We start from the raw sequence: 13858 nt of genomic DNA, 5'->3' as shown, positions 1-13858 counted from the left end.
TCACTCCGCCGCCGGGGCGCGCTTGCGGTCCCGCAGGCCCAGCCAGATCGACAGAGCCAGAAAGGCGGCCGTCGCCAGATAGAGAGCCACCGAAATCCAGCTTGCGACAAGCACGCCGTAATCGCCGCCCGAGATCGACAGGGCCCGGCGCAGGTTGTTTTCCATATCCGCGCCGAGCAGCAGACCCAGCACCAGTGGCACGAGGGTGATGTCGAGCTTGCGCAGCACGTAGCCCAGCACGCCGAACGCAATCATGACGTAGAGGTCGAAGGTGGAATTGCTGATCGAGTAGACGCCGATGAAGCTGATCGCGACCACCAGCGGCATCAGCGACCAGGTCGGGATCGCCATCAATCGCGTGAACAGGCCGATCAGGGGCAGGTTCAGGATCAGCAGCATGACATTGGCCATGTAGAGCGACGCCACGAGACCCCAGACAAGATCGGGCTGGCGCTCGAACAGAAGCGGCCCGGGCTGGACATTGAGCGAGATCAGCATCGCCAGCATCACGGCCGTTGTGCCGGAGCCCGGAACGCCGAGCGACAGCATCGGGATCAGCGCCCCGGCGGAGGCGGAGTTGTTGCCCGCCTCGGGTGCCGCGACGCCTCTGGGGTCGCCCTTGCCGAAGGTGTTGTTCTTGTTGCTGACCTGCTTTTCTATGGAATAGCTCATCACCGCCCCAAGCGATGCGCCCGCGCCCGGCAGAACGCCGGCGACAAACCCCACCACCGCGCCGCGCACGGTCGCCCAGGCCGTGCCCAGGATGACCTTCGCCTCCGGGATCCAGGTGGTCAGGCGGATCGCGGCATCGCGATCCTTGATCGCGCGCTCCAGAAGGAACATCAGTTCGGAGATGGCGAAAAGACCCACAAGCGCCACGATGGGGTCGATGCCGTCATAGAGGTTGAAGGAGCCGCCGGTGTAGCGCGGGATGCCGGTGGCGGGGTCCAGCCCGATGGTTGCGATCATCAGGCCGATCAGCGCGGACAGCAGCGTCTTGCGCGGATCGACGCCCGCCAGCCCGCCGATTGTGGCAAAGGCCATGACATAGAGCGCGAAATAGTCCGCGGGCCCGAAATAGATCGCCGCCTGGGCGAGGAGCGGCGCGAAAAGGGTCAGCCCCACGATCGCAACCGTGGCCCCGACGAAGGATGCCACGCCCGAGATCGCAAGCGCGTTCGCCGCCTGCCCCTGCTGCGCCATCGGATAACCATCGAGCGTGGTCATCACAGCGGGTTCATCGCCGGGGATATTGAGCAGGATGGAACTGATCCGCCCGCCATACATGCAGCCGAAGTAGACCGCGCTGAGCAGGATGAGCGAGGCCGTCGCGTCAAAGCCGAAGGCGAAGGTGAGCGGGATCAGGATCGCCACCCCGTTCACCGGCCCAAGGCCCGGCATCGCGCCGATCAGGGTGCCCGCGAAACATCCGAAAAGCAGCAGCGCAAGGTGCAGCGGTTGCAGCGCCACGGAGAACCCAAGCGCGAGGGACGAGAGAATTTCCATATATGCTCAACCGGTGAAGAAACTGCCGAGAAAATCGATGGGCAGGCCGAGAAGCTGATCGAACAGCACCCACAAGGACAACGAGCCGGCCACGCCGATCAGGAGCGATTTGCCGGGCGGGCCATCCAGAACGATCGCCACCACCGCTATGAGCGCCGCGGTCGCAATCGGAAACCCGAGACCTTCCAGGAGCAGCGCGTAGACGACGAGCGCAGCCAGCGCCATGGCCTGCCGCAACAGCCGGTCACCCGACGGCCAGCTGACCGTGCCGCCCGGAAACACCACCAGCGACAGCGCAAGCGCCATCGCCGGGATGCCCACCATGACCGGAAAGACCGACGGCCCCAGAACGTCGCCGAACGAGGCCGTGTAGTCCTGCGCGGTCCAGGCATAGAGCGCCGCGACCAGAAAGATCGCGGCGCCCGCAAGCCTGATGCTCATTCAATCACGCCGATATCGCGGGAGATGTCGGCCATGATCTGTTCCTGCTCCCTCACATAGGCCTCGAAGTCGGCGCCGCCGATCCAGATCGGCACCAGACCGAACTCGACCGCGGCTGTCTGCCATTCGTCGGAGTTGTAGAGCGTTTCAAGCCGCTCCACCCATGCGTTGTAAGCCTCGTCGGAGACGTCGCCGCCGGTATAGAGCCCGCGCCAGTTGTAGCCGGTCACGTCGATGCCCTGGCTGATGGCGGTGGGTATGTCCGGAAAGGCCGGGACCGGCTCGGTGGAGAGCGCGGCCAGAACGCGGATATCGCCGGATTCCACGAAGCCCGCGATCTCGCCCAGATCGGTCGAGACAACGTCGAGCTGCCCGCCCATCATCTGCGTCACCGCATCGGTGCCTCCGTCGAACTGAACCCAACGCAGCGCCGTGAGATCCTCCAGACCGGCCTCGCGTGCCACCATCAGCAGGCGGATATGATCCCAGCCCCCCGCGCCGGAGGAACCTGCCGTGACCACGCTTGACGGATCGGCGACCATCGCCGCGTTCAAATCCGCCAGAGTTTCGTACTCGCTGTCCGCCGCGACGGCGATAACGCCGACATCCGCCCCGAGCATCCCCAGATAGCGCATCGTGTCGATGCCCGAGGGGTAGCGGCCCTGCGCGATCTGTGTCACGCCGACGGTCGATGTGGCGACGATCAGGCCCGGATCGTCCGAGCGTTCGGATGCGACCATCGCGTATGTCACGGCACCGACGCCGCCGGGCATGTTGGTGATCTGCACATTGCCGTCCACCAGATCCAGCTCCGACAGGATGCGGCCGATGGTCCGGCAGGTGAAATCCCATCCGCCCCCCGGATTGGATGGCGCGATGCATTCATTTGCCTGCGCCATCTGCGGCGCGGCCGACAACGAAAATACCGTTGCGGCGGTGGCAATGGCCAGTTTGGCCGATAGGATGGTTTTTACTCCCATGGGTCTGAACTCCTCCCGTAAAGAAACCCCGGTGCAGAAGAGGTGACCTTTTCGCGGATTTCAAGCCTGTCTTGCCGTATGGAGATTGCGGGCGTCGAAAAATCCGATGGCTGGGCCATGGCCGGAGGCACGGGCAGGGTGGCCATTGGGGTCGGCGGGTTTGATTGCTGTGGGATTTAAGCATATGTTTTCATATGGTTGCCGGGATCTGACACATATGGGCGGGACCTTGGGCGCGTGCCGGTCATCGTCAAGCTTGTCAGCGCGCCCTCATGGAAAGATCGTCATTTTGCAACCGCGCGGCTCTTGCTGCGCCTCGGGTCTTGCTGGTATCTTGCACGGCGCGTGTGGCGCTACATGCCGAGAAACGGACCGTAACGCCGCCGGATGGGAGGAGATCAGAGATGTCGGACACAGCAAGAGTCCTGCCCGAAGGCAGCGCCGTCACGGTCTGCGAAGTGGGGCCGCGGGACGGGTTTCAGAACGAGAAGACATTCATCCCGACCCGCCGCAAGATCGAGATCGTGAATGCGATGTTCGCCGCCGGTTTGCGCCATATCCAGGTGACCTCCTTCGTAAGCCCGCGCGCCGTGCCGCAACTGGCCGATGCGGCGGAGGTGATCGCGGGGATCGCCCGGCCGGATGACGCGACAGTGTCCGCGCTGATCCCGAACCTCAGGGGCGCCGAACGCGCGGCGGAGGCCGAGGTGGATGCGGTTCACACCGTGGTCTCCGCGTCGGAGACGCATAACCGCAAGAACGTGAACCGCTCCATCGCCCAGTCGTTGACGGATTTCGAGGCGGTTGCGGACCTGATGCATCGCAAGGGCATCACCGTGGAAGGGGGCATGGCCACGGCATTCGGCTGCCCGTTCGAAGGCATCGTCCCGCCGGAGCAGGTCGGGCGCATCGCACGACGCTACCGGGAGCTTGGCGCGAAACGCGTGAGCCTTGGGGATACGACCGGCATGGCGACGCCCGCAACCGTGAAGGCGGCCGTTCAGGCGATCCGCGCCGACGCCCCGGAGGTGGAGATCTGCCTGCATTTCCACAACACGCGCGGCGTCGGCCTTGCCTGCGTCATGACCGGGCTGGCGGAGGGCGTGAGCTATTTCGATGCCTCGGTCGGCGGTCTGGGCGGCTGTCCGTTCGCGGCGGGGGCGACGGGCAATATCTGCACCGAAGATCTGGCCTATCTGCTTGAGGAAAGCGGCTATCGGACCGGGCTTGACCTCGGCGCGCTTATCGAGGTCGCGCGGATGACGCAGGACACCGTGGGTCGCGATCTGCCGGGGCAGGTGCTCAAGGCGGGCCCGCGCCTGCGCCGGTTCGACCCGGAGCTGACCGCGACGGCCGCAGGATGACCGACGACATGCTTCCGCTCGCGGGTGTGCGCGTTATCGATTTGACCCGGATCCTTTCGGGGCCGTTCTGTTCGATGATCCTGGGCGATCTTGGCGCGGACGTCATCAAGATCGAAGGCCGCGACGGCGATGCGGTTCGGCGGCAGGGCGATATCGTCGACGGGATGTCCTGGTATTTCGCGGGGTTCAATCGCAACAAACGCTCGCTCACGCTCGATCTTCGCGCGGAGGAGGGCAAGGCGGTGCTCGAACGCCTGCTGAAAGACGCCGATATCCTGACCGAAAACTTCCGCCCCGGCGTGCTGGACAAGATGGGCCTGAGCGCCGAGCGTCTGGCCGAGATCAACCCCGGGCTCATCGTGGCTAGCATCAACGGCTATGGGTCCACGGGGCCCTATGCGGACCGTCCGGCCTTCGATTTCATCGCGCAGGCCATGTCCGGGTTCATGTCGACCAACGGAACCGAAGAGACCGGGCCCCTGCGGGCGGCGAACCCGATCACGGATCTGATCTGCGGGCTCTATGCGGCCCTTGGCGCAGTTGCGGCGCTTCGCGGGCGGGAGGCCGGTGGGCCGGCGCAGAAGGTCGAGGCGTCGATGATGATGTCGATGCTGTCGATGATGGCCTATCTGTCCGCAGGTGCGCTGGCGAGCGGCAAGGACCCTGCGCGCACGGGCAACGATCATCCGATCGCATCGCCCTACGGCTTGTTTCACACCGCAGACGGGGACATCGCCGTGGCCCCGTCGACCGAGGCGATCTGCGCCAAGTTCATGACCGAACTGGATCTGGGCCATGTCCTTTCCGACCCGCGGTTCGACACCAACGGCAAGCGCCTTGAGCATCGCGCGGAGCTGAATGCGATGATCAACGCGGCGCTGTCGAAAGATACGCAGGCCAACTGGATCACCCGGCTGAACGGCGCTGGTGTGCCCTGCGGACGGGTGCAGTCCATGCTGGACGTGCTGGACGACCCGCAAGTGGCCGCGCAGGAGATGGTGCTGGACGTGCCGCATCCCGGCCACGGGACGGTACGGATGACCGGCTTTCCCATGAAATTCGCCGCCACACCGCTCAGGGTCCGGCACCCGGCACCCGATCTGGGCGGCGACAGTGATGCGGTGCTGCGCGACGCCGGTTATTCCGATGCCGATATTGCCCGGTTGAGGGCGCGCAACGTCATCTGAAACGCTCCCGGCCTTTGAGTGGATCCGGGTCGCGGCTGTTCCGATGAGTTCCGCTTGAAAGAGGCTTTGGGGCGGGCTGAATCTTTCGCAGAGGTTGGTGCCGCCCCGACACGCTTTGCCGGCGCGTTCGGGGCGGTATCAGGATCGAATCCTCGGCTGAATGCCGAAAGGTCGCGGTGGCTAGAGCGCCGCGGCGGAACTCTCCGCGATTTCCTTGTGGTTCGCGGCGTGCCGGCTGACGAGTTTCTCGATCTTTCCACGATTTTCGAGACCCGATCTTGCCAGCGGATGCATCTCCATCCGGTCGGCGAGGCCCGGAAAACGGGTTTCGATTTCCTGCCGGTGCTCGGGGCTGAGCATCTCGGTCGCCTGCTCCCCCAGAAACAGCGTTTCGGCCAGCGCACCGTTGGCGGTGATGACTTCATGGGTCTCGCACAGGACGTGGTGATAGATCACGCCGGTGTCGGGGACGATCTGTTCGACGCCATCCAGTTCAAGCAGCTTCTTGGCGGGGATCATCATTTCGTCCTCGCCCGTCATACGTTTGACGATTTTCGAGGAGACGACCACACGGTGCTGGGGCGACACGACCAAATCAGCACTTGGAACGCCCGCGCCCAATGCGCCAGCTTGAATGCGGATAGGGCACCAATTCGGATGGGTTAGCAGGTCGGCGACCGTGAATTTGTGGAAGCCGAGCCATCCCACCTGCTGCGGCCCGCGATCGCGGGTCAGAACAAGATCGCCGGCGCGTTCGGGGCGGTATCAGGATCGAATCCTCGGCTGAATCCCGACAGGTCGCGTGGCCTAGAGCGCCGCGGCGGAACTCTCCGCGATTTCCTTGTGGTTCGCGGCGTGCCGGCTGACGAGTTTCTCGATCTTTCCACGATTTTCGAGATCCGATCTTGCCAGCGGATGCATCTCCATCCGGTCGGCGAGGCCCGGAAAACGGGTTTCGATTTCCTGCCGGTGCTCGGGGCTGAGCATCTCGGTCGCCTGCTCCCCCAGAAACAGCGTTTCGGCCAGCGCACCGTTGGCGGTGATGACTTCATGGGTCTCGCACAGGACGTGGTGATAGATCACGCCGGTGTCGGGGACGATCTGTTCGACGCCATCCAGTTCAAGCAGCTTCTTGGCGGGGATCATCATTTCGTCCTCGCCCGTCATGCGTTTGACGATCTTCGAGGAGATGACCACGCGGTGCTGCGGCGAGACGACGAGCGGCTGGGACGGCGAGCCGGCACCAAGAGCCCCGGCCTCGATCAGGATCGGGCGGGTCTTGCCGTGGAAGGCGAGATGCTGATAGCTCAGCCTTCGCTCCCCGGTCCAGACCACGGGCTGTGCGCCGTTATTGCGGGTCATGACCTTGTCACCGGGCCGGATATCCTCGACCTTGACCGGCCCACGGTCCGTGTCGATCAACGTGCCGCTCGCGAAACACACGTAGAGGTTGCTGTAAGGCGTCGCATCGGTGTCGTTGAACCGAGAAAGAGTATAGGTTTCGCCCTTGGTCGGCTCAAAATCGAGGGTGAACGCAACGACGTCCGAGAGATTGTTGTTGTTTGGTGTGATGGCCCATATCTTGCCGACAGTGTTGCCGGCGGAGTCCTGCACCGTAAACGTGTATTCCGGGTTTACCTGGGCGTTATCCACGTTCACGCCGTCGATATTGCCGATAATCTGGTTCGTAACGAAACCGTGGTCTCCGAAACTGCCTGAAACTGGTCCGTGTCGCGGTATGTAACGATGTCGCCACCGCCATTGAAGGTGAAGGTCTGGCCGACAAGGCTGCTCGCAGTGCCGGATTGAGTCAGGCCCGGGAAGAGATCGTTCCACGAGAAGACGAGAAGTTGATAGTCTGCCATTGCATTTTACCCTTTACTACAGATGCGTTTTCCACACATCGACCCAAGGCTGTGCTAGGCGCGAAAGATGAACAAACTATGTCAGCTTTCCGGCGGGGATCGGCCAATATGAAGAAACTGCTTAACATTTCACCGATTTGACCGCGCCAGACCCACAAGCGGCTTGCTTGCCTTGGTGTCTGCTGCGGCTGCGTCGGTGATCCCGCTTGGTGCCCTTGCCGATGTGCCAGGACAGGTCCGCGCGATTCGCGTTTAGTCAATCAAAATGAATGAGATGTCAAGGACAAGTGCAATATGGTGAGGGTGACAGGCTTCCGATCACGCAGGCATCGATGAGCATTGAGCGCCCGGTTTGGTGCCGCTCCAACGGGCGTTCCGGGCTCAAACCAGTCCGCGGATGCGATTTGCGGGCGCGGGTGGCTTTCGGCCAACATCACCACCGGCACACCGCCCGTGACATGGCGCAGAATCGATGTGCCACGTATCAGCGTGCAGAAGGCCCCTAGCGCCCCGTTGCGGCCGAGATCCCGTGGGCGAGTGTCGCCCCGATCTCATAGTAATAGCTTCTTGCGACCGAAAACCGCTCGATATGCCTGTCCTGAACCTGAACGGGAAGCGCGGCGCCGGTTTCTGGCCGGAGGAGGCTCCTTGCGGCGGCTGTCCCGAATACCGTGCCGGGGCTTATGCCACGTCCGGAATAGCCGAAAACGGCCAGCGCATTCGGTCCGATGTCGAGTATCTTTGGAATATGGTCGGAGGTCATCGCGATATGTCCGGACCACTGGTGTTCGATCTGTGCCTCAGCGATGTCCGGGAAAAGGCTGGCCAGCTTGCGCCGCGCCCAGCTTTTGTGGGCGCGCCCGCCAAATCCTTCGCTGTCGCCCATACCGCCGACGATCAGCCGTCCCGCCCGGTCGGTACGAACGGAACTCATCACCAGCGCAGTGTCCCAGCATCCCTCGCCGCCGGGCAGAATCTGTGCGCGGATCGAGGGCGGCAGGGGCGCGGTGGCGAACTGACAGTAGTTGACGCGGATGAACTGCGGCGCGGCGATGCCTTTCATCGACCGGTGGTAGGCATTGGTCGCCAGAAGCAGCGCCCCCGCCCGCACGCTGTGGCCGCCCGCGGTGACGCACCATGCCTCGGCCTCCCGCGCGATCCGCTCCACCGGGCTCCGGCCGTGCAGGGCGGCGCCCGCGTCTTGCGCCGCGCGGGCGAGGCCCCGGCAATAGGCCAGGGGCTGGATCGTGCCGGCCCGTGGATCGAAGAGCGCGCCGTGAAATGCCGCCGTGCCCGTGCGCCGTGCCGTCTCGGCCTTGTCGAGAAGCTGAAGCGGCGCGCCGTGGCGGTTGCCCTGACGAAAGCGGTTGCGCAGATCCTCCAGACCCGTGGGCCCGTGGGCCAGATGCAGGGTGCCGTTGCGGTTGCCTTCGCAATCGATCCCGTGCCGGGCGATCAGGTCGAAGACCATCTGCGGGCCGCGCCCCAGCGCATCGATCAGCCGGCCCCCCGCATCGGCCCCCAGCGCCTTGACGATCTCGTCAGGCGGCAACCAGAGACCGGCATTGACCAGCCCCACATTGCGCCCCGATCCGCCATGGCCGATGGTCTCCGCCTCAAGCAGAACGACCTTTGCCCCCTGCCGCGCGGCCTCCAGCGCCGCGGCGCAACCGGTGTAGCCGCCCCCGATCACCACCAGATCGGCCTGTGTGTCCGCGTTCAGGGGCGGGGCGGAAACGGCCTCCTCGGCGCTATGGGTCCAGAGGTTGCCGCCCGGATCAGACATCGAAGCGGACGCCCTGGGCCAGGGGCAATGCGTCGGAGTAGTTCACCGTGCTGGTCTGGCGGCGCATATAGCCTTTCCAAGCGTCCGAGCCGCTTTCGCGGCCGCCGCCGGTTTCCTTCTCGCCACCGAACGCACCGCCGATTTCCGCGCCCGACGGGCCGATATTGACATTGGCCAGACCGCAGTCGGAGCCTTCGGCGGAGATGAAGAGTTCGGCCTCGCGCAGGTTGAGGGTGAAGACGCAGGAGCTGAGCCCCTGTGGAACGGCATTCTGCATCTCGATGGCCTCGGCGAAGTCGGAATAGGTCATGACGTAGAGGATCGGAGCAAAGGTCTCCGCCTCCACAGTCCGGGTCTGGGCGGGCATGTCCACCAGTGCCGGGGCCGCATAGGCTCCACCGGACACCGCCTCCAGCACCTCGCCGCCATAGACCGTGCCGCCCTCGGACCGGGCGGCATCAAGGGCGGCCTGCATCGCGGCCAGGGCGTCTGCGTCTATCAGGGGGCCCACCAGCGTGCCCGCCTCGCGCGGGTCGCCGACGGGCAGGCTGGCATAGGCCGACTTCAGCTTGGCCAGAAGCGCCTCCTTGATGTCGCGGTGCACGATCAGGCGGCGCAGGCTGGTGCAGCGCTGGCCCGCGGTGCCGACCGCAGAGAACACGATGGCGCGCACGGCCATATCCAGATCCGCCGAGGGGGCGACGATCATCGCGTTGTTGCCGCCCAGCTCAAGGATCGGGCGGCCCCATCGCGCCATGACCCGTGGCCCGACGATGGCGCCCATCCGGGTGGAGCCCGTGGCCGACAGGACGGGAACATCCTTGCTGTCGACAAGGCTTTCGCCCAGGTCTGCCCCACCGATGACCACCTGCAGGAGGTCGGCGGGCGCGTCATCGCCGAACCGGGCAAGGGCGCGGTTGAAGATCTCCTGGCAGGCCAGCGCGGTCAGGGGCGTCTTTTCCGACGGCTTCCAGATCACCGGGTTGCCGCACACCAGCGCCAGCGCGGCGTTCCAGGACCAGACGGCCACCGGGAAGTTGAAGGCCGAGATCACCCCGCAGGGCCCGATGGGATGCCAGGTTTCGCGCATGGCATGCCCCGGGCGCTCCGAGGCGATGGTGAGCCCGTAAAGCTGGCGCGACAGGCCCACGGCGAAATCGCAGATGTCGATCATCTCCTGCACTTCGCCCAGACCCTCCGAGACGATCTTGCCCACCTCAAGGGTGACCAACCCGCCCAGATCGGCCTTGGCCCGGCGCAGCTCCTCGCCCAGAAGCCGCACGAGTTCTCCCCGGCGGGGGGCCGGAACCCTGCGCCAGGCCTGAAACGCTTTCCGGGATCGGGCGATCACCTCGGGCATCTCGCTCAGCGGGGTGCCCGGCACCCGGGCCAGCTCGCTGCCGTCGATGGGGGACCGGGACGGGAACCCGCCTTCGGCAGGCACAGGGGTCGCCAGATCGAAGGACTTCAGAATTGCTAGATGCTGCATGGCACTCTCCTTAGGTAACAAGCGCGCGTTGATCGGGCCGTCCCATGGACAGCACAAGCGGCTCTCTGGATTGAAGGTCTTTGAAATCGGTCCGGTTGGCCAGCCCCTGCACGCCTGCGAGGATCAACGCCTGCGCGACGGCGCCGCCCAGGGTCGTGCCCGGGCCCAAAATGACGAAAAGATCGGGCGCGAACTCCCGGGCGGCGACCGCCACGGCTCTGGTGAAATCATAGGTTTCGGTCACCTGCGCCGCCAATGTGTAGTCGCGGAGAGTGTCCCGCGCTCTGGCCCCGGGCCACCAGATCGCGCCCCGCCCGTCGATCACGGGCAGCGCGGGCTGACCGAAGAGAGTAGCCGGCAGTGTCGCGCGCGCCCGGGCCGCAACCGGAGCCTGCAGCGCGGTATGAAAGGCCGCATGGTTGGCCAGCCGCATGGGAAACCGGTCCTCCCGCCGGGGCACAGCAGTCTCGAAGGCGGCGAGCCCCGCCGTGTCGCCCGCCACCACCAGCATCCCGCCCAGATCGATCGAAAGGGCGAGGCTGTGGTTCGGGCGGCTGCCGATCTCGGCGATCAGGTTCAGCAAAGTGGTCCTGACGCCCGGCTCCGGAACCCAGTCCTCGCCGACCCATGGGTAGACCATCTGGCCGCCGATCATCGCGGCCTGCATCAGCCCGCCCATGGTGTTGGCCACCCGGAAGCCGTCTGCGGCGCTGAGCGCGCCGGCACAGGCGAGCGCGGTGTACCACCCCATGGAGTTGCCGGTGACCGCGACCACCTCGATTCCGGAGCGGTCCAGCGCCAGGAAATCGCCGAGGGAGGCCGCATAGATCAGCGCTGCGCTGTTGTCGCCCCGGCCATGGGTGCGGGCGCTGTAGCGGTCGGCCCCGTCAAGCGACGCCAGCGACGGCTGATCGCCCGCCAGCCTCTGGTTTTCGAAATCGGCCATCACGTCCGCATCGGGAAAATGCGCGGCCAGATATCCCAGTTCGGATGCATTGTAGGTTCCCCGGCCGGGGCAGATGACCACCGCCGTCCGCATCAGGCGCGGACCTTTGCGCCGGCCCAGGCGCGGGCGGTGTCCACGATCCCCTCTGCCGAGGGCATGGTGGCGGCATAGGCGGGGCCGGTGGCGATGAAACTGTCCAGAGACGTCAGCCGCCGTGTCGCGTGAAGCCCTTTTTCTGCAAAATGTGTCATCAGCGCCTCGGCCACTCCGCCGGAGGCCCGGGTTTCATCGACGATCAGCACCCTGTCGCAGCCCGCGACAGCGGCATCCAGCGCGGCAAGGGGGAGCGGCGCCAGCCAGCGCAGGTCGATCACCCGGGCGGAAATGCCCGCCGCGCCGATCCGAGGCAGCGCCTGGTGCGCCATGTAGGTGCCGTTGCCGAAGGTCACGATCGCCATATCCGTCCCGGTGCCATGGACCCCGACCTCGCCAAAACGGATCCGCGCGTCCCGATCCGGATAAAGCCGCATCCAGCCGTCATCGCCGGGCTGGTGCAGATCCCGCGTGGGATAGAGCGCGATGGGTTCGACAAAGACCACGACGCGCTGCTCCTCGCGGGCCAGACGGACGCATTCGCGCAGCATCCGCGCGGCAACGGCCCCGTCGGACGGCACGGCGAGGATGACGCCCGGGATATCGCGCAGCACCGCCAGCGAGTTGTCGTTGTGGAAATGGCCGCCGAAGCCCTTCTGGTAGCCCAGGCCCGCGATGCGGATCACCATCGGGTTGGTGAACTGGCCGTTGGAGAAGAAGGGCAGGGTGGCCGCCTCTCCCCGGATCTGGTCCTCCGCATTGTGCAGATAGGCGAGGAACTGGATCTCGGGGATCGGGACAAAGCCGTTATGGGCCATGCCGATCGCCAGCCCGAGGATCGACTGTTCGTCGAGCAGGGTATCGATCACCCGATGCGCCCCGAACCGGCCATGAAGCTTTTGCGTGACGCCGTAGACGCCCCCCTTGCGGCCCACATCCTCGCCCATCAGCACCGTTTCCGGATGCTCCAGCATGAGATCGGTGAGGGCCCAGTTGATCAGCCTGGACATGGGCTGGGGCTGGACCATGGCATTGAGATCGCTGCCAAAGACCTGCGCCCGCGTCTCTGGTTCGGGGCCGATCAGCGGCGCACAGACGCGCGGCGGAGGGATGAGGCTTGCCATGACCTGCTCGGCGGTTTGCAGCCGGGGGCGGGTCACCACCCGGGCGGCAACCCGCCGGACCCGCGCGTCGGTCTCTTCGTAGATCCGGAGGGCCGAGGCGCGGTCCAGCGCCCCGGCCTCCCCCAGCAGGCGCACCGAATGGAGCAGTGGATCGTTGGCCTCATCGGCCTCGATCTCGGCCTTCGACAGATATGCGCTGGCCACGTCCGCGCCCGCATGGCCGTAAAGCCGGACCGTTCGGACGTGCAGAAACGCGGGTTTGCGCCGCTTGCGTACATACTCCGCCGCGGCCCGGGTCGTGGCGTATGTGTCGTAGATATCCAGCCCGTCGCAGGCAAAATAGGCAAGATCCTGGCGGCGCGAGAAGGTCGCCTTGATCCAGCCCTCGGGCGTCTTGACCGAAATCCCGATCCCGTTGTCCTCGCAGCAGAAGAGAAGAGGGAGCGGTACGCCCTGATAGGCGGTCCAGGCCGCTGTGTTGAAGGCCCCCTGCGCGGTGGAGTGGTTGGCCGAGGCGTCACCGAAGCTGCAGAAGGCGATGGCGTCTTCGGCAAAGGCGGTGTGTTCGGGCGGGTTGCGCCGGGCTGCGGCGATCCCGTAGGCCGCACCGACCGCCTTCGGCAGGTGGCTGGCGATGGTCGAGGTCTGCGGCGGAATGTTCAGCGCTTTCGAGCCCAGAACCTTGTGCCGCCCGCCCGAGATCGGATCCTCCGACGAGCATGCGAAAGACAAAAGCATGTCCCAGGTTACCGACTGGCCGGGCACCTGCCCCGCGCGCTGGATCTGAAACGCCGCATCGCGGTAGTGCAGAAAGGCCGGATCTGTGGGCCGCAGCGCCGCCGCCACCGCCGCCATGCCTTCGTGCCCCGAGGACCCGATGGTGTAAAACCCCTGTTTTTGCGCCTGCATCTCCCGGCTGATCCGGTCGAGCGCCCGCGACAGGCACCCCGACCGATAGATCGACACCGCCAGTTCCGGCGTCAGCGGCCCGCTCGCCGGAACGCCGGGGGGCAGGTCGCCGGCGGCGACCCGGCCGAGAAAGGCCTCGTGAACGATGCTTGCACGATCCATGGCCAA

General features: G+C 65.5%; 11 protein-coding genes and 1 pseudogene. 2 read left to right on the top strand and 10 right to left on the bottom strand.

Annotated features, from left to right (window positions below; genetic code table 11):
* Genes ACQ651_RS06990 through ACQ651_RS06980 form a run of 3 tightly spaced genes read right to left on the bottom strand, consistent with a single transcriptional unit; the run spans position 1 to position 2927 of the window.
* On the bottom strand, positions 1 to 1506 hold the full coding sequence (locus ACQ651_RS06990) for a tripartite tricarboxylate transporter permease (protein ID WP_430448883.1): 1506 nt from the start codon (positions 1504 to 1506) through the stop codon (positions 1 to 3).
* Positions 1507 to 1512: 6 nt separating this feature from the next.
* Complete coding sequence (locus ACQ651_RS06985; RefSeq protein WP_227286060.1) at positions 1513 to 1947, bottom strand: tripartite tricarboxylate transporter TctB family protein; 435 nt, start codon at positions 1945 to 1947, stop codon at positions 1513 to 1515.
* The gene (locus tag ACQ651_RS06980) at positions 1944 to 2927 is read right to left on the bottom strand and encodes a Bug family tripartite tricarboxylate transporter substrate binding protein (protein WP_430448882.1); all 984 of its coding nucleotides are present in this window, start codon (positions 2925 to 2927) and stop codon (positions 1944 to 1946) included. Before ACQ651_RS06980 ends, ACQ651_RS06985 begins: the two co-directional genes overlap by 4 nt.
* Before the next feature lie 404 nt (positions 2928 to 3331).
* Here ACQ651_RS06980 and ACQ651_RS06975 point away from each other — a divergent pair, with 404 nt between their 5' ends.
* Together ACQ651_RS06975 and ACQ651_RS06970 are read left to right on the top strand one after the other, a co-directional pair.
* Positions 3332 to 4291, top strand: coding sequence for a hydroxymethylglutaryl-CoA lyase (locus ACQ651_RS06975; RefSeq protein WP_430448881.1), 960 nt, complete (start codon positions 3332 to 3334; stop codon positions 4289 to 4291).
* Complete coding sequence (locus ACQ651_RS06970; RefSeq protein WP_430448880.1) at positions 4288 to 5478, top strand: CaiB/BaiF CoA transferase family protein; 1191 nt, start codon at positions 4288 to 4290, stop codon at positions 5476 to 5478. Before ACQ651_RS06975 ends, ACQ651_RS06970 begins: the two co-directional genes overlap by 4 nt.
* Positions 5479 to 5658: 180 nt before the next feature.
* Here the strand turns inward: ACQ651_RS06970 and ACQ651_RS06965 are convergent.
* The 7 genes and pseudogenes from ACQ651_RS06965 to ACQ651_RS06935 form a co-directional block, all read right to left on the bottom strand.
* A pseudogene (locus ACQ651_RS06965) lies at positions 5659 to 6219 on the bottom strand (Hint domain-containing protein); the annotation flags it as partial.
* Between the two features lie 66 nt (positions 6220 to 6285).
* Positions 6286 to 7131, bottom strand: a complete 846-nt coding sequence (locus tag ACQ651_RS06960; protein ID WP_430448879.1) for a Hint domain-containing protein — start codon at positions 7129 to 7131, stop codon at positions 6286 to 6288.
* A gap of 2 nt (positions 7132 to 7133) precedes the next feature.
* A complete protein-coding gene (locus ACQ651_RS06955) occupies positions 7134 to 7343 on the bottom strand; it encodes a hypothetical protein (protein WP_430448878.1) in 210 nt (69 codons plus the stop codon).
* A 502-nt stretch (positions 7344 to 7845) separates the two neighbouring features.
* On the bottom strand, positions 7846 to 9129 hold the full coding sequence (locus ACQ651_RS06950; protein WP_430448877.1) for an NAD(P)/FAD-dependent oxidoreductase: 1284 nt from the start codon (positions 9127 to 9129) through the stop codon (positions 7846 to 7848).
* On the bottom strand, positions 9122 to 10618 hold the full coding sequence (amaB, locus tag ACQ651_RS06945; protein ID WP_430448876.1) for an L-piperidine-6-carboxylate dehydrogenase: 1497 nt from the start codon (positions 10616 to 10618) through the stop codon (positions 9122 to 9124). The genes ACQ651_RS06950 and amaB overlap by 8 nt, the downstream gene beginning before the upstream one ends.
* Positions 10619 to 10628: 10 nt before the next feature.
* Complete coding sequence (locus tag ACQ651_RS06940) at positions 10629 to 11657, bottom strand: ACP S-malonyltransferase (protein ID WP_430448875.1); 1029 nt, start codon at positions 11655 to 11657, stop codon at positions 10629 to 10631.
* Positions 11657 to 13852 (bottom strand): dehydrogenase E1 component subunit alpha/beta, encoded by a 2196-nt coding sequence (locus ACQ651_RS06935; protein WP_430448874.1) that lies wholly within the window; start codon positions 13850 to 13852, stop codon positions 11657 to 11659. The genes ACQ651_RS06940 and ACQ651_RS06935 overlap by 1 nt, the downstream gene beginning before the upstream one ends.
* Positions 13853 to 13858 lie beyond the last annotated feature (6 nt).

Source organism: Rhodophyticola sp. (assembly GCF_965284195.1).
Taxonomy (GTDB): domain Bacteria; phylum Pseudomonadota; class Alphaproteobacteria; order Rhodobacterales; family Rhodobacteraceae; genus Rhodophyticola.
This window is presented reverse-complemented; position numbering and strand designations above follow the sequence as displayed.

Excerpts from the sequence above, each read along its gene's own strand:
- ACQ651_RS06955 (WP_430448878.1), bottom strand. The coding sequence starts at position 7,343 with ATGGCAGACTATCAACTTCTCGTCTTCTCGTGGAACGATCTCTTCCCG.
- ACQ651_RS06985 (WP_227286060.1), bottom strand. The coding sequence starts at position 1,947 with ATGAGCATCAGGCTTGCGGGCGCCGCGATCTTTCTGGTCGCGGCGCTC.
- ACQ651_RS06980 (WP_430448882.1), bottom strand. The coding sequence starts at position 2,927 with ATGGGAGTAAAAACCATCCTATCGGCCAAACTGGCCATTGCCACCGCC.
- ACQ651_RS06940 (WP_430448875.1), bottom strand. The coding sequence starts at position 11,657 with ATGCGGACGGCGGTGGTCATCTGCCCCGGCCGGGGAACCTACAATGCA.
- ACQ651_RS06970 (WP_430448880.1), top strand. The coding sequence starts at position 4,288 with ATGACCGACGACATGCTTCCGCTCGCGGGTGTGCGCGTTATCGATTTG.
- amaB (WP_430448876.1), bottom strand. The coding sequence starts at position 10,618 with ATGCAGCATCTAGCAATTCTGAAGTCCTTCGATCTGGCGACCCCTGTG.
- ACQ651_RS06975 (WP_430448881.1), top strand. The coding sequence starts at position 3,332 with ATGTCGGACACAGCAAGAGTCCTGCCCGAAGGCAGCGCCGTCACGGTC.
- ACQ651_RS06990 (WP_430448883.1), bottom strand. The coding sequence starts at position 1,506 with ATGGAAATTCTCTCGTCCCTCGCGCTTGGGTTCTCCGTGGCGCTGCAA.
- ACQ651_RS06950 (WP_430448877.1), bottom strand. The coding sequence starts at position 9,129 with ATGTCTGATCCGGGCGGCAACCTCTGGACCCATAGCGCCGAGGAGGCC.
- ACQ651_RS06935 (WP_430448874.1), bottom strand. The coding sequence starts at position 13,852 with ATGGATCGTGCAAGCATCGTTCACGAGGCCTTTCTCGGCCGGGTCGCC.